Source organism: Hansschlegelia sp. (genome assembly GCF_035538955.1).
GTDB lineage: Bacteria > Pseudomonadota > Alphaproteobacteria > Rhizobiales > Methylopilaceae > Methylopila.
Map to the genome: position 1 here is coordinate 445,129 of NZ_DATLJK010000014.1, position 21,816 is coordinate 466,944.

At 67.0% G+C, this 21,816-nt stretch carries 19 protein-coding genes and 2 riboswitches; of the genes, 14 read left to right on the forward strand and 5 right to left on the reverse strand.

Going from position 1 to position 21,816, the window contains the following annotated elements; translation table 11 throughout:
- Positions 1-17: 17 nt before the first annotated feature.
- Positions 18-824 carry a substrate-binding domain-containing protein gene (locus VM780_RS11530; protein WP_414652814.1) on the reverse strand — a complete coding sequence of 269 codons (807 nt, stop codon included), beginning with the start codon at positions 822-824 and terminating at the stop codon, positions 18-20.
- Between the two features lie 144 nt (positions 825-968).
- Here VM780_RS11530 and VM780_RS11535 point away from each other — a divergent pair, with 144 nt between their 5' ends.
- Positions 969-1,271 (forward strand): DUF3175 domain-containing protein, encoded by a 303-nt coding sequence (locus tag VM780_RS11535; protein ID WP_325447417.1) that lies wholly within the window; start codon positions 969-971, stop codon positions 1,269-1,271.
- Between the two features lie 4 nt (positions 1,272-1,275).
- Here the strand turns inward: VM780_RS11535 and VM780_RS11540 are convergent, their stop codons facing one another.
- Together VM780_RS11540 and VM780_RS11545 are read right to left on the reverse strand one after the other, a co-directional pair.
- Positions 1,276-2,145: an SDR family oxidoreductase gene (locus tag VM780_RS11540; RefSeq protein WP_325447418.1), complete on the reverse strand. Its 870-nt coding sequence runs from the start codon at positions 2,143-2,145 to the stop codon at positions 1,276-1,278.
- Positions 2,146-2,254: 109 nt separating this feature from the next.
- Positions 2,255-3,583 (reverse strand): MFS transporter, encoded by a 1,329-nt coding sequence (locus VM780_RS11545; protein ID WP_325447419.1) that lies wholly within the window; start codon positions 3,581-3,583, stop codon positions 2,255-2,257.
- Positions 3,584-3,913: 330 nt separating this feature from the next.
- Here VM780_RS11545 and cyoA point away from each other — a divergent pair, with 330 nt between their 5' ends.
- The 7 genes from cyoA to VM780_RS11580 all read left to right on the forward strand — a co-directional run bounded on the left by cyoA (position 3,914) and on the right by VM780_RS11580 (position 10,832).
- Positions 3,914-5,017, forward strand: coding sequence for a ubiquinol oxidase subunit II (cyoA, locus tag VM780_RS11550; RefSeq protein WP_414652815.1), 1,104 nt, complete (start codon positions 3,914-3,916; stop codon positions 5,015-5,017).
- Between the two features lie 42 nt (positions 5,018-5,059).
- Positions 5,060-7,063 carry a cytochrome o ubiquinol oxidase subunit I gene (gene cyoB, locus VM780_RS11555; RefSeq protein ID WP_325447420.1) on the forward strand — a complete coding sequence of 668 codons (2,004 nt, stop codon included), beginning with the start codon at positions 5,060-5,062 and terminating at the stop codon, positions 7,061-7,063.
- A 3-nt stretch (positions 7,064-7,066) separates the two neighbouring features.
- Positions 7,067-7,696: a cytochrome o ubiquinol oxidase subunit III gene (cyoC, locus tag VM780_RS11560; protein WP_325447421.1), complete on the forward strand. Its 630-nt coding sequence runs from the start codon at positions 7,067-7,069 to the stop codon at positions 7,694-7,696.
- Positions 7,693-8,154: a cytochrome o ubiquinol oxidase subunit IV gene (gene cyoD, locus VM780_RS11565; RefSeq protein WP_325447422.1), complete on the forward strand. Its 462-nt coding sequence runs from the start codon at positions 7,693-7,695 to the stop codon at positions 8,152-8,154. The genes cyoC and cyoD overlap by 4 nt, the downstream gene beginning before the upstream one ends.
- A 25-nt stretch (positions 8,155-8,179) precedes the next feature.
- Positions 8,180-8,938, forward strand: a complete 759-nt coding sequence (locus tag VM780_RS11570; RefSeq protein ID WP_325447423.1) for an SURF1 family protein — start codon at positions 8,180-8,182, stop codon at positions 8,936-8,938.
- Positions 8,939-9,010: 72 nt separating this feature from the next.
- A complete protein-coding gene (locus VM780_RS11575; RefSeq protein WP_325447425.1) occupies positions 9,011-10,309 on the forward strand; it encodes an ATP-binding protein in 1,299 nt (432 codons plus the stop codon).
- Positions 10,299-10,832 carry a response regulator transcription factor gene (locus VM780_RS11580; protein WP_325447427.1) on the forward strand — a complete coding sequence of 178 codons (534 nt, stop codon included), beginning with the start codon at positions 10,299-10,301 and terminating at the stop codon, positions 10,830-10,832. The genes VM780_RS11575 and VM780_RS11580 overlap by 11 nt, the downstream gene beginning before the upstream one ends.
- Positions 10,833-10,843: 11 nt before the next feature.
- Here the strand turns inward: VM780_RS11580 and VM780_RS11585 are convergent, their stop codons facing one another.
- Positions 10,844-11,857, reverse strand: coding sequence for an LLM class flavin-dependent oxidoreductase (locus VM780_RS11585; protein ID WP_325447429.1), 1,014 nt, complete (start codon positions 11,855-11,857; stop codon positions 10,844-10,846).
- Positions 11,858-11,981: 124 nt separating this feature from the next.
- Positions 11,982-12,162: riboswitch (cobalamin riboswitch) on the forward strand.
- 75 nt (positions 12,163-12,237) lie between these two features.
- Here VM780_RS11585 and bluB point away from each other — a divergent pair.
- The 4 genes from bluB (at position 12,238) to VM780_RS11605 (ending at position 18,365) form a co-directional block, all read left to right on the forward strand.
- The gene (bluB, locus tag VM780_RS11590; RefSeq protein ID WP_325447599.1) at positions 12,238-12,948 is read left to right on the forward strand and encodes a 5,6-dimethylbenzimidazole synthase; all 711 of its coding nucleotides are present in this window, start codon (positions 12,238-12,240) and stop codon (positions 12,946-12,948) included.
- Positions 12,949-13,027: 79 nt separating this feature from the next.
- Positions 13,028-13,134: riboswitch (guanidine-I (ykkC/yxkD leader) on the forward strand.
- A gap of 79 nt (positions 13,135-13,213) precedes the next feature.
- Positions 13,214-14,047 (forward strand): urea amidolyase associated protein UAAP1, encoded by an 834-nt coding sequence (locus VM780_RS11595; protein WP_325447431.1) that lies wholly within the window; start codon positions 13,214-13,216, stop codon positions 14,045-14,047.
- A 10-nt stretch (positions 14,048-14,057) separates the two neighbouring features.
- Positions 14,058-14,738 (forward strand): urea amidolyase associated protein UAAP2, encoded by a 681-nt coding sequence (locus VM780_RS11600; protein WP_325447433.1) that lies wholly within the window; start codon positions 14,058-14,060, stop codon positions 14,736-14,738.
- 96 nt (positions 14,739-14,834) lie between these two features.
- Positions 14,835-18,365: a 5-oxoprolinase/urea amidolyase family protein gene (locus VM780_RS11605; protein ID WP_325447434.1), complete on the forward strand. Its 3,531-nt coding sequence runs from the start codon at positions 14,835-14,837 to the stop codon at positions 18,363-18,365.
- A gap of 36 nt (positions 18,366-18,401) precedes the next feature.
- Here the strand turns inward: VM780_RS11605 and fabG are convergent, their stop codons facing one another.
- The gene (gene fabG, locus VM780_RS11610; RefSeq protein WP_325447435.1) at positions 18,402-19,175 is read right to left on the reverse strand and encodes a 3-oxoacyl-ACP reductase FabG; all 774 of its coding nucleotides are present in this window, start codon (positions 19,173-19,175) and stop codon (positions 18,402-18,404) included.
- A gap of 158 nt (positions 19,176-19,333) precedes the next feature.
- Here fabG and VM780_RS11615 point away from each other — a divergent pair, with 158 nt between their 5' ends.
- Both VM780_RS11615 and VM780_RS11620 read left to right on the forward strand, forming a co-directional pair.
- Positions 19,334-20,473: a PotD/PotF family extracellular solute-binding protein gene (locus VM780_RS11615; protein WP_325447437.1), complete on the forward strand. Its 1,140-nt coding sequence runs from the start codon at positions 19,334-19,336 to the stop codon at positions 20,471-20,473.
- Between the two features lie 170 nt (positions 20,474-20,643).
- Positions 20,644-21,732, forward strand: a complete 1,089-nt coding sequence (locus tag VM780_RS11620) for an ABC transporter ATP-binding protein (protein WP_325447438.1) — start codon at positions 20,644-20,646, stop codon at positions 21,730-21,732.
- The last annotated feature ends 84 nt before the right edge of the window (positions 21,733-21,816 follow it).

Genomic DNA, 21,816 nt, shown 5'->3' on the forward strand with positions numbered 1-21,816 from the left:
CGCCGGCCGGGCTTCTGTCACCGCTCCGCCGCTGCTTGGGAAGGCTGGTCCAGCCGCGGAATGTCGTATTCGGCCAGGATGGCGTCCACCTCGGCGCGATGGCGTCTTAGCGCAGCGGCGACTTCGCCCCTCAGCTCGACGTCATCGCGGCGCACGGCCATCGAGATGTCGAAGGCCATTGGCAGCCGCGGCCCGTCGAAGGGCGGGGAAATCTTGGTGACGCGAAGCGGCGGGGTCGCGCGGGCGGCGAAGTAGCCCGCCAGCGGACCCCAGACGAGCGCGACGTCGACCTCGCCCCGCGCGACCGCGTCCACGACCCGCGACGGCGGGTGCGGCTCGCTGTAGTCGCCAAAGACGCCGTAGCCGCGCACATTGTCGATGACGCCGCGGCGCGCCAGGGCATGGGCGGGCGGAGTGTTGTAGCCGTCGTCGCCGATCATCTGCACGCCGATCTTCAGTTCGCGCAGGCGCGGGTCGTCCAGCGACGAGATCGGCGGCTCGTCGGGGCGGGTGACGAAGACATAGGACGAGCGGTAGAGCGCCGGCGCGGTCGAACGCAACATCTCGACCCCTACCGGAAGGCCCGGAACGAGGTCGCACTTGCCGGCCAGGATGGTGTTGCGCAGGAAGCCGCGCCGCTGCGCCCACCAGACATAGGTCACCTTCGCGTCGAGATCGCGGGCGACCAGCTCGACGAGCTTGTTCTCGTAGCCCTCCCCCGCCTTGTCAGAGAAAGGCAGGTTGTTTGGATCTGCACAGACCCTCAGCTCGCGCGCCACGGCAGGTCCGCCTGCCCATGCCGCGACGACGAGCGCCGCCAGCAGGCCTGAGTTCCACGTTCGGGAACGGAGTGGAGAACGGCGAGAAGCTTTCAACGGCGGCGCTGTCCATGGCGAGCCCAGCCGGAACTCCGCGGCTGCGGAGGAGGTTCCAGCAGGTAAGCCCCGCCTGCTGCTGTTGGAGAACCCATGACGGCGTCCCACCAACCGGCTCATGATTACCGCTGGTCAGCTGAAGTCACCCGCAACAGCGACGCCCTCGATCTGGAAGATGGCGTCTTCACGAAAGATGATCCCGCCGCCATCGCCATCTCGCTCAAGCGTTCGGCGGAGCGCAGCGACCGGCGGAAATCGAGTCCGTTTCGCTCCGCCATGTCGATGCTGACCTTCCACATCAACCGGGCGGGTTCCAAACTGAGTTCCGAGCAGCGCAAGACGCTGGAGGCGGCGAAGGACGAGCTCCGCCGCCTGTTCCGCAAGGATAAGGATTGAGCCGTCAGAGCATCGGGCGACCGCCCGTCACCGGGATGACGGCGCCTGTGATGTAGCTCGCCTCCTTGGACGCCAGCATCACATAGGCCGGCGCGAGCTCCGCAGGCTGGCCCGCGCGTCCGAGGGGGGTGTTCTGGCCGAAGCTTTCCACCGCCTCGGGCGGCATGGTGGACGGGATCAGGGGCGTCCAGATCGGACCGGGCGCGACCGCGTTCACGCGGATCCCCTGCTCCGCCACGAGCCCCGCGAGACCGGCGGTAAAATTCGCGATCGCGCCCTTGGTGGTCGCGTAAGCCAGCAGATGCGGGCTCGGGTTCTTGGCGTTGATCGAAGTCGTGTTGACGATCGCCGAGCCCGGCTTCATGCGCGGTATGGCCGCTTTGCAGAGGTAGAACTGGCTGTAGATGTTGGTCCGGAAGGTGACGTCCCACTCCTCCGCGCTGATGTCCTCGATCTTCTCGAAGCTCGCCTGGTGGGCGGCGTTGTTGACCAGGATGTCGAGCCGGCCGAACTCGGCGAGCGCTTTTTCAACAAGCTCCTTGCAGTGCTGCTCCTGCTTGATGTCGCCCGCGACCACAACGGCCTTGCGCCCGGCCTCCTCGACCCAGCGCGCTGTCTCGCGGGCGTCCTCATGCTCGCTGTAGTAGGAGATCAGCACGTCGGCGCCTTCGCGCGCATAGGCGATCGCCACTGCGCGTCCGATGCCTGAATCGGCGCCGGTGATGATCGCCGCCAGGCCGGCCAGCCGGCCCGAGCCGCGGTAGCTCTCCTCGCCATGATCCGGACGAGGCCGCATCTCGCCGGTGTGTCCCGGCATGTCCTGCTGCTGCTTGGGCTGCGGCGGCTGCGGCGCGCCAGTCGTCGGATTGTCCATCGCCACGTCGGACTCCCTTGTCTGAAGGCGTGGCCGCCCCTTTGGGGGCGGCGTTCGCCTTCACAACAACCGAGCGGCGCAGAAGGTCCCGGGCCTGGCGCGGCCGAAATCAGTCCCTGATGTCGAGCATGCGCCTGTTGATCAGCAGCGAAACGCCGGTGCAAACGGCGCCCGACAGCAGGTAGAGCCCGACGAACGCCAGACCGAATTTCGCCGAGAGCCCAAGCGCCACGAGCGGCGCGAAGGCCGCGCCGAGCAGCCAAGACATGTCCGAGGTCAGGGCCGCGCCGGTGTAGCGGTACTGGGTCGAGAAGTTCGACGTCACGGCGCCGGACGCCTGTCCGTGCGACAGACCCAGCAGGGCGAAGCCGAGGAAGATGAAGCCGGCCTCGGAGGTCGCGCCGCCGCTCAGCAGGAACGGCGCAGCGAAACTGAACAGCCCGATCAGGACGGCGCAGATCGCAAGCAGCGTCCGCCGGCCGATGCGGTCGGCGATCGCGCCCGAGGCGATGACCGCGACCACGCAGACCATCGCGCCGACCATCTCGGTCACCAGGAACTCACGCGCATGACGTCCCGTGTAGAGCGTGACCCAAGAGAGCGGGAAGATCGTCACCAGGTGGAACAGCGCGAAGCTCGCGAGCGCCGCGAAGGCGCCGATCAGCACGTTCCGGCCCTCTGCGCGGAACATCCGCCACACCGGCGTGGGCCGCAGTTCGCGCCGCTCGAGCAGCGCCGTGAACTCGTCGGTCACCACCAGCCGCAGACGCGCGAACAGCGCGACGACGTTGATCGCGAAAGCGACGAAGAACGGGTAGCGCCACCCCCAGTCCAGGAAATCCTCGTTCGACAGATTGCTCACGAAGAAGGCGAACAGGCCGGCCGCCAGAAGAAAGCCCAGGGGAGCGCCGAGCTGCGGCATCATTGCATACCAGCCGCGATGCTTCTGCGGCGCGTTCAGCGCCAGCAGCGAGGCCAACCCGTCCCAGGCGCCCGCCAGCGCCAGGCCTTGGCAAATCCGGAGGAAGGCGAGCAGGCCTGCCGCCACGAAGCCGATCTGGGCGTAGCCTGGCAGGAAGCTCATCGCCGCCGTCGAGCCGCCGAGCAGAAACAAGGCGATCGTCAGCTTGACGCCCCGGCCGTGACGCCGGTCGACCTGCATGAAGATCACCGAGCCGATCGGCCGCGCGATGAAGGCGAGCGAGAAGATCGCGAACGAGTAAAGCGTCGCCGTGAGCGGATCAAACTCAGGAAACAGCAGCTGCGGGAACACCAGCACCGAGGCGATGCCGTAGACGAAGAAGTCGAAGAACTCCGATGTCCGGCCGATGATCACCGCAACCGCGATCTCGCCCGGCGCCACCTTGGCGTCGCCGCTGACGAGACGGGCGTCGCGCTCGAGGGGCGCGCTATTCGACAGCGCGTAATCTTGGCTCATGCGTTTCTTCGCTCCTCGACGCCAAGGAATGGCGGCGGCCACCGCTCGGCCGCGACTCTAGAACACCATGGAACGCCGCGACATCGCATTTGTTCTGCGGCTGAACCCGGCGGGTAGGTTCCCCCCGCGCCGGAGCTGGGACGTCCCATGCCGCACTCAATAACCTTCCTGCGACGTCTCCGCCGATGGGACAAACCGTCCACTATCGCCCCTCCCGCCAGGGGCTTAACGCAGCGCAACAAAACGTCCCCACAGACGGTTGTCCTGCCCGTGAGCATTCTACGCAAAATCGTCCTTCTGCCGCTGCTGTGCCTGCTCGCAGGCTGCGAGATGGTGGTGACCCACCCCTCTGGAGACATCGCGGCGCAGCAGAGGGACCTGATCGTCATCTCGACGATCCTGATGCTGATGATCATCGTGCCCGTCATGGCGCTCACGGCGCTGTTCGCGTGGCGCTACCGCCAAACGAACACGTCGGCGACATACGATCCCGACTGGCACCACTCGACTCGGCTAGAGGTCGTGATCTGGTCCGCGCCGCTGGTGATCATCATCGCGCTCGGCGCCATCACCTGGATCAGCACCCACCTGCTCGACCCGTTCCGCCCGCTGTCGCGGATCTCCGAATCCAAGCCGGTCGCGGCGGAGGTCAAGCCGCTGGACGTCCAGGTCGTGGCGCTCGACTGGAAGTGGCTGTTCTTCTATCCCGAGCAGGGCGTCGCCACGGTCAACGAACTCGCCGCGCCGGTCGATCGGCCCATCACCTTCCACATCACCGCGTCCTCGGTGATGAACTCGTTCTTCATCCCGGCGCTCGCGGGCCAGATCTACGCGATGCCCGGAATGGAGACGAAGCTCCACGCCGTGATCAACAAGCCCGGCGAGTATGACGGCTTCTCGGCCAATTACAGCGGGGCCGGCTTTTCGCGCATGAACTTCAAGTTCCGCGCGCTCGACGGGAAGGGCTTCGACGAGTGGATCGCGAAGGCCAAGGCCAGCGGCTCCACGCTCGACCAGAAGACCTACATTGCGCTCGAGCGCCCGAGCGAGCAGGAGCCGGTGCGCTACTACGCGTCCGTCGAGAACGGGCTCTACAACAAGGTGCTCAACATGTGCGCCCTGCCCGGCCAGATGTGCATGAGCGAGATGATGCACATCGACGCGATGGGCGGCGGCGGCGAGAACAGCGAGGCGAACCGCGAGCGCCTCCGCTACGACGGCCACCGTCTGCGTCAGGGCGTCGAGGAGCCGGGCGCCACCTTCCCGGTGTCGGGGCGCCCGCCGAACACCAACGTGCAGCCGCAGGGCATGAAGCCAGACGCGCTGACGCCTGACGTCAACAAGCAGCAAACCCAGCCGGACGAAGGCCAGGGCCATCGAATGCCCGGGATGGACCATCAGGGTCCCGCTCCTGGCCAGATGCATGACCAGTAAGCCCGCCGCTGACCGATTTAGCTGACTGAACGAGCAGACATCATGTTTTCCAATCTGGACCTTCAGCAGCTGATCTTCGGACGGCTGTCGCTTGAGGCGATCCCGTACCATGAGCCGATTCTGGTCGCGACCTTCATCGCCGTCGCGATCGGCGGCGCCGCGCTCGTCGGCGGCCTGACCTACTACCGCCTCTGGGGCTATCTCTGGAAAGAGTGGTTCACCAGCGTCGATCACAAGAAGATCGGCGTGATGTACATCATCCTGGCGATCGTGATGCTGCTGCGCGGCTTCGCGGACGCGATCATGATGCGCGCCCAGCAGGCGATCGCCTTTGGCGACGCCAATGGCTACCTCCCGCCGCACCATTTCGACCAGGTGTTCACGGCGCACGGCGTCATCATGATCTTCTTCATGGCGATGCCGTTCGTGACGGGACTGATGAACTACGTCGTTCCGCTGCAGATCGGCGCGCGCGACGTCGCCTTCCCGTTCCTGAACAATTTCAGCTTCTGGATGACGGTGAGCGGCGCGGCGCTCGTGATGGCGTCGCTGTTCGTCGGCGAGTTCGCCCGCACCGGCTGGCTCGCCTACCCGCCGCTGTCGGGGGCCGCCTACAGTCCGGGCGTCGGCGTCGACTACTACATCTGGGCGCTGCAGATCGCCGGCGTCGGAACCTTGCTGTCAGGCGTCAACCTAATCGCGACCATCGTCAAGATGCGCGCGCCGGGCATGACGATGATGAAGATGCCCGTGTTCACCTGGACGGCGCTCTGCACCAACGTGCTGATCGTCGCGGCCTTTCCGGTGCTCACCGCGGTGCTCGCGCTGCTGTCGCTCGACCGTTACATCGGGACCAACTTCTTCACGAACGACTTCGGCGGCTCGCCGATGATGTACATCAACCTCATCTGGATCTGGGGTCATCCGGAGGTCTACATCCTGATCCTGCCGGCCTTCGGCATCTTTTCCGAAGTCACCTCCACCTTCTGCGGCAAGCGGCTGTTCGGCTACGCCTCGATGGTCTACGCCACGGTCGTCATCACCATCCTGTCGTATCTCGTGTGGCTCCACCACTTCTTCACGATGGGGTCGGGCGCGAGCGTGAACTCGTTCTTCGGGATCACGACGATGATCATCTCGATCCCGACGGGCGCGAAGATCTTCAACTGGCTGTTCACGATGTATCGCGGCCGCATCAGGTTCGAGCTGCCGATGATGTGGACCCTCGCCTTCATGCTGACCTTCGTGATCGGCGGCATGACGGGCGTGCTCCTCGCGGTTCCGCCCGCCGATTTCGTGCTGCACAACTCGCTGTTCCTGATCGCGCACTTCCACAACGTGATCATCGGCGGCGTGGTGTTCGGCGTGTTCGCCGGCGTCAACTTCTGGTTCCCCAAGGCCTTCGGCTTCCGGCTCGACACGTACTGGGGCAAGTGGTCCTTCTGGCTTTGGGTGATCGGCTTCTACCTCGCCTTCATGCCGCTCTACGTGCTCGGCCTGATGGGCGTGACCCGTCGCCTGAACCATTTCGACGATCCGTCGCTCCAGATCTGGTTCGTGATCGCGGCCATCGGCGCGGTGCTGATCCTGTTCGGCATCCTGGCCTTCATCGTGCAGATCGGCGTCAGCATCCTGCGGCGCGAGCAGTTGCGCGACGTGACGGGCGATCCGTGGGACGGCCGCACCCTGGAGTGGGCGACCTCGTCGCCGCCGCCGGAGTACAACTTCGCGTTCACGCCGCGCATCCACGACCTGGACGCCTGGTGGGACATGAAGAAGCGCGGCTATGTCCGCCCGCTGGAGGGCTACAAGGCCATCCACATGCCCAAGAACACGGGCGCGGGCGTCATCCTCGCCGGGCTCGCCACCGTGTGCGGCTTCGCCATGATCTGGTACGTGTGGTGGCTCGCGGCGCTGAGCTTCGCAGCTCTGATCGTCGTCGCCATCGGGCACACCTTCAACTACGCGCGTGACTTCTACATCCCGGCCGAGCGGGTCGCGGAGGTGGAAGGCGAGCGTTCGCGCATGTTGAACGCAGGGGCCTGAGCGATGAGCGCCACTCCCGCCGCTGCGGCCGCGAAGGCCGACCCGACGACCTTCTACGTCCAGGACGAGCATCACCCCGAGAACGGGACGCTGCTCGGCTTCTGGATCTATCTGATGAGCGATTGTCTCATCTTCGCGGTCCTGTTCGCCTGCTACGGCGTCCTGGGCCGCAACTACGCGGCCGGTCCCACCGGCGCCGACCTGTTCGATCTGTCGATCGTCGCGGTCAACACGACGATGCTGCTGTTCTCGTCCATCACCTATGGCTTCGCCATGCTGGCGATGGAGAAGAACCGCAAGGGTCAGACGCTGTTCTGGCTGGCGGTTACGGGTCTGTTCGGCCTGGCCTTCGTCTGCATCGAACTCTGGGAGTTCTCGCACCTCATCCATGAGGGCGCGACGCCGCAGCGGAGCGCGTTCCTGTCCTCTTTCTTCGCCCTTGTCGGGACGCACGGGCTGCACGTCAGCTTCGGCATCATCTGGCTCGTCACCTTGATGGCGCAGGTCGGACGGCGCGGGCTGATCCCCGAGAACCGCCGACGGCTGCTGTGCCTCAGCATGTTCTGGCACTTCCTGGACGTCGTCTGGATCGGCGTCTTCACCTTCGTCTACCTGATGGGAGTTCTGCGATGAGCGCCGACGCCCACGCCGCAGCGCACGAGGCGCACGGCCCCGGACACGGGCACGACCTCGAGCATTCGCACGCCGGCCACGGCTCGATGCGGGGCTATCTGCTTGGCTTCTTCCTGTCGGCCATCCTGACCGCGATCCCGTTCTGGCTGGTGATGGGCGACGTGTTCCGCGACCCGCGGACGGCGGCGATCACGGTCCTGGTGTTCGCGGCGATGCAGATCGTGGTCCACATGATCTTCTTCCTGCACATGAACACGAAGTCGGAAGGCGGCTGGACCATGCTGGCGGCGATTTTCACGATCGTGATCGTGGTGATCACCCTGGCGGGCTCGTTCTGGGTCATGTTCCACCTGAACGCGAACATGATGCCTGCGCATGTGCCGATGGAGGGCATGGGCGGCCCCGGCGGGATGAACGAGATGACCAACGGCGTCAGCGGGCCTCACGGCGCTCACTGACGCGAGGCGGCGCAACGGCGCGCACATGGGCGAAAACCGCGCGGTTTCCAATGAACGGCCGCGCGGGCTCGCAGCGGTCGCGGGCCTGGCGGTCCTGTTCATCGCCGCCTTCGCGGTCTTCACGTCGCTCGGCGTCTGGCAGGTCCACCGCCTGTCATGGAAGCTCGACCTGATCGACCGCGTCGAGCGTCGCGTCCACGCCGCCCCCGCTCCTGCGCCCGGTCCCTCGCAATGGCCGTCGGTGACTGCGGAGAGCGACGAATACCGGCGGGTGCAGGTCGCGGGCGTTCTTGATCTCGCCAGCACCACCCTTGTGCAGGCCGTGACCGACCTTGGAGCCGGCTACTGGGCGCTGACGCCGCTCCGCACCGAAGATGCTTATGTCGTCCTCGTCAACCGCGGCTTCGTTCCGCCGGGCTGGCGGGACCGGGCGCCTGGTGATCAGGCCGGCGCGGGCGACAGAGTCACCGTTACGGGGCTGCTGCGGCTCAGCGAGCCGAAGGGCGGTTTCCTGCGCTCGAACGATCCCGCGGCCGACCGCTGGTACTCACGCGACGTTCAGGCGATTGCGACCGCGCGGGACCTTCGCTACGTCGCGCCCTACTTCATTGACGCCGACGCAAGCGGCGATCGTCCCGGAGGTCCGGTCGGGGGGCTCACTGTCGTGACGTTCCACAACAGCCACCTGGTCTATGCAGTGACGTGGTTCTCGCTCGCCCTGATGGTCGTGGCCGCGGGCGCCTATATGGTGTGGCAGGAGCTGAGGCTCCGCCGCAGGCGCTGACGCCCTCCCCCTCTCCGCTCAACGGCGCCCATCGCCAACGGCGGTCCTGAGACGATCGAGTATGCTCGCCGCGTGACCAGCGACCTCTCCCCGGCCGATGATTCCACCGCCCGCAAAAACATCCTGCAGCTCGTGCAGCTGCGGTGGATCGCCGTCGTCGGGCAGATCGTCACGATCGCGGCCGTCCAGTTCGGGCTCGGCGTCGATCTGCCGCTCGCGCCGATGGCCGTCGTGCTGGCGGCGCTGGTCGCTCTCAACATTGCGACGCTGCTGCGGCTCAGGCGGCAGGCCAGGGTCAGCAACACCGGCCTGTTCCTCGCGCTCGCTTTCGACGCCGGCGCGCTGACCGCGCAGCTTTATTTCAGCGGCGGCGCGACGAATCCGTTCGCGTTTCTCTATCTGGTGCAGGTCACGCTCAGCGCGGTTCTGCTCGAGGTCTGGTCGACCTGGGCGATGGTGCTGATAACGACGGCCTGTTTCGCCGGGCTGACCCTGTTCAATCAGCCGATCACGTTGCCGGATGAAGACGCCGGATCGCTGTTCCGGCTCCACATCCAGGGAATGCTGATCTGCTTCGCGCTCGACGCGGCGCTGCTGGTCGTGTTCGTGACCCGCATCGGCAAAAATCTTCGGGAGCGCGATTCCCGCCTCGCGGATCTCAGGCAGCGGGCGGCCGAGGAGGATCACATCGTCCGGATGGGACTGCTCGCCTCAGGCGCGGCGCACGAGCTCGGCACCCCGCTCGCGACCCTCGACGTCATCCTGAGCGACTGGCGGCGCATGCCGAAGCTCGCCGCCGATCCGGAGCTCGCGCCCGAGATCGAGGAGATGCAGGCCGAGGTTCGCCGCTGCAAGGCGATCGTGACGGGAATCCTGCGCTCCGCCGGCGAAGCGCGCGGCGAGGCGCCCGTCATCACCACCATCAACGCGTTCCTGGACGACATCGTGCAGGACAGGCGCTCGGCGAGGCAGGCGAACCTCGCCTATCAGAACCGCTTCGGTCCGGATCTCCCGATCGTCTCCGACACCGCCCTCAAGCAGGTGATCTGCAACGTGATCGACAATGCCGTCGACGTCTCTCCGCGGTGGGTCGGGCTCGCGGCTCGTCGAGAGGACGACACTCTGGTGCTGGATATCGCCGACCGCGGAACGGGCTTCCCGCCCGAGATGCTCGCCAACCTCGGAAAGCCCTACCAATCGAGCAAAGGACGCGAAGGCGGAGGGCTTGGGCTGTTTCTTGTCGTGAACGTGCTGCGCAAGCTCGGCGGAGAGGTGAACGCCCGCAACCTCGAGGAGGGCGGCGCGCTGGTGACCCTCACCCTGCCGCTCGCTTCGCTGGCGATCGAGGAGGCCCGCGCCAATGGCCGCTGAACGGCTGCTGGTCATCGTGGAGGATGACGCGCAATTCGCTCGTACGCTCCGTCGCTCGTTCGAGCGGCGCGGCTACGAGGCGCTGCACGCCTCAAACCTTGAAGAGCTGCAGGAGCTTCTGAAGACCCGGTCGCCCGGTTACGCCGTCGTCGACCTGAAGCTCGCGCGCGCCTCGGGCCTCGCCTGCGTCCAGGCGCTGCACGCGCATGACGCCGAGATGGTGATCGTAGTGCTGACCGGCTTCGCCAGCATCGCGACAGCCGTGGAGGCCATCAAACTCGGCGCGCGCCACTACCTGGCGAAGCCCTCGAACACCGACGACATCGAGGCCGCTTTCGGACGCGTCGAGGGCGACGTCACGGCGCCTCTCACGGAACGCCCGACCTCGATCAAGACGCTCGAGTGGGAGCGGATCCACGAAACCCTGATCGAGACCGAATTCAACATTTCCGAGACCGCGCGGCGGCTCGGCATGCACCGCCGGACGCTGGCCCGAAAGCTCGAGAAGCGCCCCGTCAAATAGGCCGGGTCCTGTCAGGCCACGGCGCGCGCGGAGCCGGCGTTCAGCCGATCACGGATCCCGGCGGTCAGCTCGAGGGATCGCACCCGCGCCGCCAGCTCGAACACGTGTCCGGTGACCATCAGCTCGTCCGGCTTGAGCTGCTCAAGGAAGCCTGCGAGCCCGCGCTCCACCGTCTCGGGCGAGCCGACGAACGAATAGGCGAGCATGTGCTGCATCCCCGCTTTCTCGGCAGGCGTGCTGTACAGGTCGATGTCGTCGATCGGCGGCGGCAGAGGACCCGGCCGGCCCCGCCGCAGATTGATGAAGGACTGCTGTTGCGAGGTGAACAGCCGCCGGGCTTCCACGTCGCTGTCGGCTGCGAGCACGTTGACCGCCGCCATCGCGTAGGGCGCAGCGAGTCGCGGCGACGGGCGAAAGCGTTCCCGGTAGACCGCGAACGCGTCGACCAGATCCGTCGGAGCGAAGTGCGAGGCGAACGCGAACGGCAGGCCGAGCATCGCCGCAAGTTGCGCGGAGAACAGGCTCGAGCCGAGCAGCCACACCGTCACGTCGAGTCCCGCGCCCGGAACCGCACGGATGCGCTGATCCGGCTCGGCCGGCTCGAAATAGGCCATCAGTTCGACCACGTCCTGCGGAAACTCCTCGGAACGGTCGAGGCCGCGTCGCAGCGCGCGGGCCGTCGCCATGTCGGTTCCGGGAGCGCGGCCGAGGCCGAGGTCGATGCGGCCCGGATAGAGCGAGGCGAGCGTGCCGAACTGCTCGGCGATGACCAGCGGCGCGTGGTTCGGCAGCATCACTCCGCCGGATCCGACCCGGATTGTGCGGGTCGCGCCCGCGACATGGCCGATCACCACCGCCGTCGCGGCGCTCGCGATACCGGTCATGTTGTGGTGCTCGGCGAGCCAGAACCGCTTGTAGCCAAGCGACTCAGCCGATTGCGCGTAGGCGGCCGAGTTGCGGAACGCGTCCGCTGCGGTCGAGCCCTCCGCGATCGGAGCGAGATCGAGAACGGAAAACGGGATCATTGGCGCACCCTGGTAGAGCCGGGCCGCGCGGAGCCCGGGCTTTGACAGAGAATGGGCCGACATTGGCGGACCGGTAGGGCGCTCGGCGCAAGATGGCGGGCGCTTTGACGCAAGGCCGTATCCGGCTAGGGTCCAGGTGTTCGGCGCCCGCCGCAGCGGGAGAATCGGAAACGCGGTGGAAATCCGCGGCGCGCCCAGCGCTGTGATGGGGACTGGACGGCGAGACGCCACTGGCTGCGAGGTCGGGAAGGCGCCGTTTCGGGATGAACCAGAGCCAGAAGGCCGACCGAACGCATATGCCAGAACCGCGCGGACGGCGGAACCGGCGTTGCTTTCGCATGGGAGCGGAAACGATGTCGTCTGTCCTGCAGCAGGACCCGATGAAGCCCTCGGATGAGCCTCGTCCCGCCGACGCCTTCGGCGAAGCGGATCGGGCGGCCGTCTACCGTGCCATCGAGACCCGGCGGGACGTCCGCGACGAATTCCTGCCGCGCCCGGTGCCGGACGAGGTTCTTCGCCGCCTTCTGAGCGCGGCCCATCACGCCCCTTCGGTCGGGCTCATGCAACCGTGGAACTTCATCCTGGTCCGCAGTCCGCAGACCAAGGCGCTGGTCCACGACGCCTTCGCACGCTGCAACGCCGAGGCGGCGGGGATGTTCGAAGGCGAGCGGGGCGCGCTCTATCGCCGCCTCAAGCTCGAGGGAATCCTCAAGGCGCCCCTCAACATCTGCGTCACCTGCGACCGGGCGCGCGGCGGCCCGGTCGTGCTCGGCCGCACCCACCAGCGCGACACCGATCTCTACAGCGCCGTCTGCGCGGTCCAGAATCTTTGGCTGGCGGCTCGAGCGGAAGGAATCGGGATCGGCTGGGTGAGCATCTTCGACCCCGATGATCTGCGTCCGATCCTCGGCGTGCCGCAGGAGGCGGTCATCGTCGCCTATCTTTGCGTCGGCTATGTCGATCGTCTGTTCGATCGGCCGGAACTCGAAGCGCGGCGCTGGGGCCAACGGCTTGATCTCGCGAGCCTGGTTTTTGACGATCATTGGGGCCAGCCGAGCGCCGTCCTCGGCGGCGCATCCAGCGACGTCTAAACCGCTGCCGCCAATTTCGGCGGCATGCCGCTTCTTTGGGCTGCCGATTCTCAAAAGCGCTGATCTATCATCGCTGCACTGAGTTGGCGGCTAGGGTTCCGCGTCTGATCAGACGGCTGGTCCGAGAGCTGCCGCCCCGCCGGGAGACATCCGGTAGGGACACGGCGGGACAAAATCCCGGGAGACCTCAAGGGCCTGGAACAGGCGCCGCGATGGTCCGCGCCGACTTCCGAGGTCTGACGACGTTTCGGAAGCGGAGCTCAGCATGTCTCTCAACGTTCTGCAGGAGAAGGCCGCGCTGATCGCCCAGCGGCGGCAGCGTTATGAGGAGCTGAAGGCCGCCGGCCAGTCGGCTGCGCCGAAGACGCTGCCGCCGCCGACCAAGCGGGACGGCGCGCCGATCGAGCCTGGCTCGATCCGCCAGCGCATCGCGGTTCCAGGCGGCTGGTACTGGGCCGAGAAGATCGCGCGCGGCGAGGCGCTGCGGGTGCTCAACGTCTCGGGAACGCCCGGCGTCTCGCTGTTCTTCTGGAACGCCGCCGATCCTTCGGAGCGCTACAACAGCGCCGACACGATCAAGGTTCAGTGGACGGCCGAGCTTCGCAAGGGCCGGGTGCTGTTCTCCGACATGGGCCGCGTGCTGATGTCGATCGTCGAGGACAGCTGCGGCGCGCATGACGCGATCGTCGGCGGGTCAACGCCAGCGTCGAACCTCAGGAAGCATGGCGACGCCACGCTGCGCTCGACGCGCGAGAACATGATCCTCGCGGCGTCGAAGTTCGGGCTCGGTCCACGCGACGTCGCGCCCGTGCTGACCTTGTTCGCGCCGGTCATCCACGACGAAACAGAGCGCATGTCGTTCCGGGAGGGCGTCATCCAGCCCGGCGACTTCGTCGACCTGCGCGCGGAGATCGACCTGCTGGTCGCCGTCTCCAACTGCCCTCACCCGCTCGCGCCGGATGTGGAGTTCAGGCCGGGAGAGATCGAGCTGATCGTCCACCGCGCGCCGGAGCCGGGGACCGATGACCTCTGCCGCACGGCGACCGCCGAGGCCGCGCGGGGCTTTGAGAACACAGACCGCTATCTGAGCGCGCGTTGAGGAGAGACCGATGCAGCCGACGCCACTCTCCCAACCCGTCTCCGCCTTCTTCGCCGCCCCCGCCGCGCTCGACCCGAAGGACGCGATCTACGACTTCATCATCCCCGCGAACCGTCCCTGGTCCGGCGTGGTGGAAAAGGGCCAGGTCCTGCGTATCGTCGATCTCGAAGGCTGCCAGGCCGTCGACACGCTGTTCTACAACGCGCACGACCATGGCGAGCGCTACAGCGCTCAGGACACGATCCTCGCGCAGGGCGCGCCTTACGTCTCGACCGGGACGCGTCTGATCTCGAACGACGGAAACGTGCTGGGCGTGGTGGTCGCCGATTCCTGCGGGCGTCACGACACCTCGGCGGGCGCCTGCTCGTGCGAGGCGAACACCGTGCGGTTCGGCCAGCAGACCCGCTTCATGCATGCCTGCCGCGAGAACTTCGTCATCGAAGTCTCGAAACACGGCATGACGAAGCGGGACATCGTGCCGAACATCAACTTCTTCATGAACGTCCCCATCGAACCCTCTGGGAAGCTTGCAATCGTCGACGGCGTGTCGTCGCCCGGCGACCATGTCGACGTGCTCGCCGCGATGGACCTGCTCTGCGTGATCTCGAACTGCCCGCAGATCAACAACCCCTGCAACGGCTTCGACCCCTCGCCGGTGCGGGTGCTGATCTTCGATCCTTCGAGCGCCTGACGTCGCGTCTGAGACCTTTTCAACCGCGCATCAGTCCGCGCCAGCAAGCGCGTCCGAGGATCTGCGCGCCTCCCTGCTCTCCGGAACCACTGGTCCATGTTCAATAAGGTCCTGATCGCGAACCGCGGCGAGATCGCCGGGCGGATTATCAGAACGCTCAGAAAGCTCGGCGTCGCTTCGGTCGCCGTCTATTCGGATGCGGATCGCTTCACCCGACCTGCGCTTGACGCTGACGAGGCCGTCCGCGTCGGCCCCGCCCCGGTGCGGGAGAGCTATCTCGACGTCGACGCCATCATCGGCGCCTGTCTCCGGACCGGCGCTGAAGCCGTGCATCCCGGCTACGGGTTCCTGTCTGAAAACGCGGATTTCGCTGAGCGGCTTGCGGCGAACGGCATCGCTTTCATTGGACCGCGGCCAGAGCATCTGCGCGGCTTCGGGCTGAAACATACGGCGCGCGAGATCGCCCGCGCTGCCGGCGTGCCTCTGCTCGCCGGCTCCGGCTTGCTCGACTCGGCCGACGAGGCTGTCGCCGCGGCCGAGCAGGTCGGCTTTCCGGTGATGCTGAAGTCGACCGCCGGCGGCGGCGGAATCGGAATGCAGCTCTGCCACGACGCCACGGAGCTTCGTCAGCGCTTAGAGACCGTGCAGCGGATCGCCGGCTCGAGCTTCGGCGACGCGCGGGTCTATCTCGAGCGCTTCGTGGCCGTCGCCCGTCATGTCGAGGTTCAGATTTTCGGTGACGGGAAAGGCCGCGTGGTGGCGCTCGGCGAGCGCGACTGTTCGCTGCAGCGGCGCAACCAGAAGGTCGTCGAGGAGACGCCGGCGCCGAACCTGCCGGAGACGGTGCGCTCCCGCCTCCACGCCGCGGCGGTCGCGCTCGGCGAGGCGGTCGCCTACGAGTCCGCCGGCACGGTCGAGTTCATCTACGACGTCGCGCGCGAGGACTTCTCCTTCCTCGAGGTCAATACACGCCTCCAGGTCGAGCACCCCGTCACGGAGGCCGTGTTCGGCGTGGATCTGGTCGAATGGATGGTGAAGCAGGCGGCCGGCGAATTCATGTTGCCGGCGCAGGTCGAACTCGTTCCGTGCGGCGCCGCGATCGAGGCGCGGATCTACGCCGAGACGCCTCAGGCCGATTTCCGTCCGTCCACCGGTCTGCTCACCAAGGTCGCCTTTCCAAAAGAGGTTCGCGTCGATGGCTGGATCGAGACGGGCTCCGAGGTGACGCCCTGGTACGACCCGATGCTTGCGAAGGTCATCGTCCACGCCGAAGACCGGCCGGCGGCGCTTTCGAAGCTGAAGGCGGCTTTGGCCGACACGACGCTGCTCGGCATCGAGACCAACCTCGACTATCTGCGCGCGATCGGGGCGTCCGACGTGCTGGCCGCCGGTGAGATTTCAACCGCCGCCCTGAAGACCTTTCCCTTCACGCCCCGCGCGATCGAAGTCCTGGCTCCCGGCGCCCAGAGCAGCGTGCAGGACTGGCCGGGCCGCCTCGGCCTCTGGCATGTCGGCGTGCCGCCGTCAGGGCCGATGGACGACCGGTCGTTCCGCCTGGCGAACCGGCTGGTCGGCAACCCGGAGGGTTCCGCGGCGCTCGAATGCGCGGTCACCGGCCCCACTTTGAAGTTCCACCGTGAGGCCGTCGTGGCCCTCACCGGGGCCGACATGCAGGCGACGCTCGACGGCGCGCCGGCGCCGCGCTTCGCGCCGTTCGCCGTTCCGGCCGGATCGACGCTGGCGCTCGGCCGCATAAGCGGGCCCGGGCAGCGCGCCTACCTCGCCGTGGCCGGCGCGATCGAAGCGGCGGAGGCCTTCGGTTCCAGGGCGACCTTCATGCTCGGCCGCTTCGGCGGTCACGCGACTGGGGCGCTGCGCGCCGGCGACATACTGAAGATCGACGCGATCCCGCCGGAAGCGGAGCCGCGCGCCGCCCACGCCGATGAGCGGCCCGAACTCACAAGCGACTGGACGATCGGCGTCAGGTCAGGCCCACACGGCGCGCCGGACTTCTTCCAGGACGCCGACATCGTCGACCTCTTCGGCGCGACCTATGAGGTGCACTTCAACAGCGACCGCACCGGGGTCCGGCTGATCGGCCCGCAACCGCGCTGGGCAAGGCCGGACGGCGGCGAGGCCGGGCTCCATCCGTCGAACATCCACGACAACGCCTATGCGGTGGGCTCGCTCGATTTCACCGGCGACATGCCGATCATCCTCGGCCCCGACGGGCCGAGCCTCGGCGGCTTTGTCTGTCCGGTCGTGGTCGCCCGCGAGGAGATGTGGAAGACGGGTCAGCTGAAGCCCGGGGACCGGGTGCGCTTCGTCCCGCACGGCCTCGCCTTGCCGTCCGTTCGTCGCGCGCAAGACATTCCCAGCCCCATCCTCGGGATGAGCGAAGACGGCCCGACCCGCGTGGTCTATCGCCGTGCGGGCGACGACAATCTGCTGGTCGAATACGGACCGATGGCGCTCGACGTGGCGCTGCGGATGCGCGTGCACGTTCTGGCGGAGGCCCTCGCGGCCGAGAAGATGCCGGGGATCATCGAGCTCACCCCCGGCATCCGCTCGCTGCAGGTGCATTTCGACAGCGCAGTCTTGCCGGTGGAAAGACTGCTCGCGGCGCTGCGGGCCATCGAGTCCGCCCTGCCCCCGCCCGAGGACGTGACGGTCCAGAGCAGCACTGTCTGGCTGCCGCTGTCGTGGAACGACCCGCAGATCCGGCTCGCGATGCGGAAGTACCAGGAGCTCGTCCGTCCCGACGCGCCCTGGTGTCCGGACAACATCGAGTTCATCCGCCGCATCAACGGGCTCGGCTCGACTGAGGACGTCCGGCGCATCGTGTTCGACGCCGAATATCTCGTCCTCGGGCTCGGCGACGTCTATCTCGGCGCGCCCGTGGCCACGCCGGTCGACCCGCGCCACAGGCTGGTGACCACCAAGTACAACCCCGCCCGAACCTGGACGCCCGAGAACGCGGTCGGCATCGGCGGAGCCTATCTGTGCGTGTACGGGATGGAAGGGCCCGGCGGTTACCAGCTGTTCGGCCGCACGATCCAGATGTGGAACTCGTGGCGCGTCACCAAGGCGTTCCGTCCGGAGCACCCTTACCTGCTGCGCTTCTTCGATCGCGTGCGGTTCTTTCCCGTGGACGAGCAGGAGCTGCTGGAGATGCGGGAGGCCTTCCCGCACGGTCGCTACGACGTGCGGATCGAGGACAGCCAGTTCTCCTACCGTGATTATGCGCGGCTGCTGGCCGAGAAATCGGACAGCATCGGGGCCTTCCAGCACAGCCGGCAGGCCGCCTTCGAGGCCGAACGCGCCGACTGGAAGGCGCGCGGCCTCGACAGCTTTGTGAGCGACTCGGGGAGCGCGTCGACCGCCGATGAGGAAGCCGTCCCGGAGGGCTGCACCGCCGCGCCGAGCCACATGACCGGCAATGTCTGGAAACTGCTTGTGGCGGAAGGCGACGAGGTGGCCGCGGGCCAACCGATCGTGGTGGTCGAAGCCATGAAGATGGAGATGGAGATCTCCGCTCCGGTCGCGGGCAGGATCGTCAGCCTCCGCGCCCGGCAGGGCCGCACCGTGCGCGCCGGCGACGTCGTCGCGGTGATCGCCGGCGCGTAGCGTCAGATCACGCGGCTCGGCTCATCGCGTTCCGCTTCAGCCCTCCATCGCCTCCAGCGCGCCGAGGCTTTCGGGGAGCACCTGGCCGCCGTCGACCACGATGGTCTGCCCCGTCACGTAGCCGGCCGCGTCGCTTGCGAAGAACAGCGCGGCTGCGGCGATGTCGTCGACGGAGCCGAGCCGCTTCATCGGGATCGAGGCCGCCATCTTGTCGAGATAATCCTGTCCAAGGCCATCCAGTCCCTCGGTCATGATGTTGCCCGGCAGCACGGAGTTCACCGTGATGCCGAAGGGAGCGAGCTCGATCGCGGCGGTGCGCATGAAGCCGAGCTGACCCGCCTTGCTGGCCCCGTAATGCGACCAGCCGGGATAGCCGGTGATCGGGCCGGTTATGGACGAGGTCAGCACGATGCGACCGCGTCCGGCGGCTTTCATCGCCGGCAGCACGGCTTTCACCGACAGGAACGTCCCCTTGAGGTTCACGCTCATTACCTGATCGAAGTCCGCGACCGTCATCTCGCTCAGCTTGGCGGCCGGGAAGATGCCGGCGTTGGCGCACAGCGCGTCGATGGCCCCGAACCGCTCGAGCGCCGCGGCCGCCATCGCCTCCATCGAAGCCTCGTCGGAGACGTCGGCCGCAAAGCCGCTCGCCTCCTGCCCGATCTCAGCCGCGACCGCATCGGCTTCCGCGGCGTTCCGCGAGACCACCAGCACCCGGTAGCCGGCCTGCGAGAAGCCGCGCGCGATCCCCTTGCCGATGCCCTTGGTGCCGCCGGTCACGATCGCGGCTTTGGTCGTCTCGCTGGCCATCAGGCGCCTCTCGGATGGATGATGCGAATAGAAGCTTGCCCATAAAAAGGGCGTTGTAAACCCAACAGGACGCGCGATACTGCCCCACACAATTTGCCCGACTTGCAACGTCGACGCGGCGTGACGGGGCCTCGGGTTCGCAGAGGAGCACTCGCACCATGGCGGTTTTCAACAAGCGCGACGTTCTGAAGATCCTGGGCGGCGCGGCTCTCGCCGGGCCCTTCGCCAACCTCCAGCCGGCGTTCGCCGCGCGCGAGAAGGAGCTGAACATCCTGTGCTGGGAGGGCTACAACTCCGCGCAGGTGCTCGACCCGTTCCGCAGCATGAAGTCGGCGAACGTCAAGGCCGAGAGCCTCACCAACGACCCGACGATGATCAACCGCCTGCGCGGCGGCGAGACCAAGGTCTGGGACCTGATCAACGTCAACAATCCCTGGGCGCGCAAGATCATGTACCCGGAAGGGCTGATCAAGCCGCTGCCGCGCGAAGAATTCGAGCCGTTCTTCGGCAAGATGCTGCCGCAGTTCAAAGCGCCCTATCGATGGGCGATGAGCGACGACGGCAAGGAGCTGCTCGGCATGGCCCAGCGGTTCGGGCCCTACAGCTTCGTGGTCAACACCGACAAGGTCAGCCGGAAGACCGCCGAGGAGCAGGGCTGGGAGATCTTCAACGATCCGTCGCTCAAGGGAAAATACGGCATTCTTGAATCTGACGACTGGAACGTCTTCAACGTCTTCCTGATCGCCGGCATCGATCCGTTCAAGACCCATGACGACGCCGAGATGGCCAAGTTCGGAGAGACGGCGAAGCGGGTCTTCGGCGGGGCGAAGCTCGTCGGCGACATCGCGGCGATGAACCAGGCGCTGGTCTCGGGCGAGATCGACCTGCACATGACCGGCGGCACCTACTCGGTGTCTCCCGCGCGGGCGGACGGGCATCCGGAGCTGCGAGCCGTCACGCCTCTCAAGGGGCCGATCGACGGCAAGGGCGGGGTCGCCTGGATCGAGATCACCTCGACGGTGAACAACCCCGGCCTGTCGCCGCTCGCGACCGAGTTCCTGAAATACGTCCAGGACCCAAAGGTCGCGCACACGGTCGCGTTCGCGGAGGGCACGTTCAACCCGGTCGCCCAGATGGGCAACAAGGCGTGCTTCGACCTCTTCACCAAGGAGGAGCTCGACGCGATCCAGTACGACAGCCTCGAGGAAGAGATGTCGCGTTGCGCCGAGTACGACATCGTCCCGGACTACGACAAGGCCCTCGAAATCCTGACGGCGGCGAAGCGCGCCAAGGGCTAACCGGCGGCCCGCATGGCCATGCCGCTGCCCGGGCCATCATCCCAGCCGAGCCAAGCGAGAGCCGGGATCGCGCCCAGAAGGGGCGCGACAATCCTCATGACGATCCCGGATCAACGGCTCCGCCGCCGTCCGGGACGAGGTCCTCTGTTCACCACGCATAAGGTCCAAGCATGACGGCGACCGCCCTCGCCCAGACGAACAGCCCGCCGATCCTGCAGCTCGTCGGGGTCCGCAAGACGTTCGGCGATTTCGCCGCCGTCGAACGTATCGACCTCGACATTCGGGAGGGCGAGTTCCTGACGGTCGTCGGCCCGTCGGGTTCGGGCAAGACCACCCTGCTGCGCATGCTGGCCGGGATGGAGCAGCCCAGCCAGGGCGAGATCACGCTGCGCGGCCGGCGCATCAACGACGTGCCCTCGAATCGGCGGCCGACCTGCCTCGTGTTCCAGTCGCTCGCGCTGTTTCCGCACAAGACGGTCGGCGAGAACATCGAGTTCCCGCTCAAGGTCCGGAAGGTCGCGCCGGCGGACCGCAAGGCGCGCGCCATCGAGCTGCTGCGCATGGTTCGGCTGCCGGAGAGCTATTACGGCAAGAACGTGATGAAGTGCTCGGGCGGCGAACGGCAGCGCGTGGCGCTTGCGCGGGCGCTGGCCTACGATCCCGAGGTGCTGTTCTTCGACGAGCCGCTGTCGGCGCTCGACTACAAGCTCCGCAAGGCGATGGAGAAGGAGCTCAAGGACCTGCACCGCGAGAGCGGCAAGACCTTCATCTACATCACCCACAGCCTCGAAGAGGCGATGGTGATGTCGGACCGGATCGGGGTGATGCAGGCGGGGCGGCTGGTGCAGGTCGGCACCCCCGAGGAGATCTACACCCGGCCGTCGACCAAGTTCGTCTCGGAGTTCATGGGCGAGGTCAACGTCTTTGAGGCGGCGCGCGCCGGCGGCCTGTGGCGCATCGACGGTCTCGCAGCGCCGGCGAAGATCACGCTGCCGCCGTCCATGTCCGGAGCCGCCAAGGCCGCGATCGTGGTCCGGCCTGAGTTCATGCGGTTCGTCGACACGCCTGACGGGGCCGACAATTGCCTGAGCGGCGTCGTTTTCAACGAGTATTCGCTCGGTTCGCGGATCCAGTACCAGGTCCGCGTGGGCGCCAGGACGTTCCTTCTGGAGCTCTCTCGCGCCAACGCCCGCAGGACCCAGGGCGACACCGCGCTGATCGGCTGGAACGCGGCCGACGCCATCGTGGTCGAGCCGTGAAGGTGGGAGCGCAGACTGTCCCTGCCCTCTCCCGGATGACCGGGGAGGGCGGGGCCGGCCGGGCCATGGCGTCCGCAGAGCCGG

Coding starts and splice junctions, on each gene's coding strand:
- VM780_RS11585 (WP_325447429.1), bottom strand. CDS start 11,857: ATGATCCCGTTTTCCGTTCTCGATCTCGCTCCGATCGCGGAGGGCTCG.
- VM780_RS11620 (WP_325447438.1), top strand. CDS start 20,644: ATGACGGCGACCGCCCTCGCCCAGACGAACAGCCCGCCGATCCTGCAG.
- VM780_RS11545 (WP_325447419.1), bottom strand. CDS start 3,583: ATGAGCCAAGATTACGCGCTGTCGAATAGCGCGCCCCTCGAGCGCGAC.
- VM780_RS11605 (WP_325447434.1), top strand. CDS start 14,835: ATGTTCAATAAGGTCCTGATCGCGAACCGCGGCGAGATCGCCGGGCGG.
- VM780_RS11570 (WP_325447423.1), top strand. CDS start 8,180: ATGGGCGAAAACCGCGCGGTTTCCAATGAACGGCCGCGCGGGCTCGCA.
- cyoB (WP_325447420.1), top strand. CDS start 5,060: ATGTTTTCCAATCTGGACCTTCAGCAGCTGATCTTCGGACGGCTGTCG.
- bluB (WP_325447599.1), top strand. CDS start 12,238: ATGAAGCCCTCGGATGAGCCTCGTCCCGCCGACGCCTTCGGCGAAGCG.
- VM780_RS11595 (WP_325447431.1), top strand. CDS start 13,214: ATGTCTCTCAACGTTCTGCAGGAGAAGGCCGCGCTGATCGCCCAGCGG.
- VM780_RS11540 (WP_325447418.1), bottom strand. CDS start 2,145: ATGGACAATCCGACGACTGGCGCGCCGCAGCCGCCGCAGCCCAAGCAG.
- cyoA (WP_414652815.1), top strand. CDS start 3,914: ATGGTGGTGACCCACCCCTCTGGAGACATCGCGGCGCAGCAGAGGGAC.
- VM780_RS11580 (WP_325447427.1), top strand. CDS start 10,299: ATGGCCGCTGAACGGCTGCTGGTCATCGTGGAGGATGACGCGCAATTC.
- VM780_RS11615 (WP_325447437.1), top strand. CDS start 19,334: ATGGCGGTTTTCAACAAGCGCGACGTTCTGAAGATCCTGGGCGGCGCG.
- cyoD (WP_325447422.1), top strand. CDS start 7,693: ATGAGCGCCGACGCCCACGCCGCAGCGCACGAGGCGCACGGCCCCGGA.
- fabG (WP_325447435.1), bottom strand. CDS start 19,175: ATGGCCAGCGAGACGACCAAAGCCGCGATCGTGACCGGCGGCACCAAG.
- VM780_RS11600 (WP_325447433.1), top strand. CDS start 14,058: ATGCAGCCGACGCCACTCTCCCAACCCGTCTCCGCCTTCTTCGCCGCC.
- cyoC (WP_325447421.1), top strand. CDS start 7,067: ATGAGCGCCACTCCCGCCGCTGCGGCCGCGAAGGCCGACCCGACGACC.
- VM780_RS11535 (WP_325447417.1), top strand. CDS start 969: ATGACGGCGTCCCACCAACCGGCTCATGATTACCGCTGGTCAGCTGAA.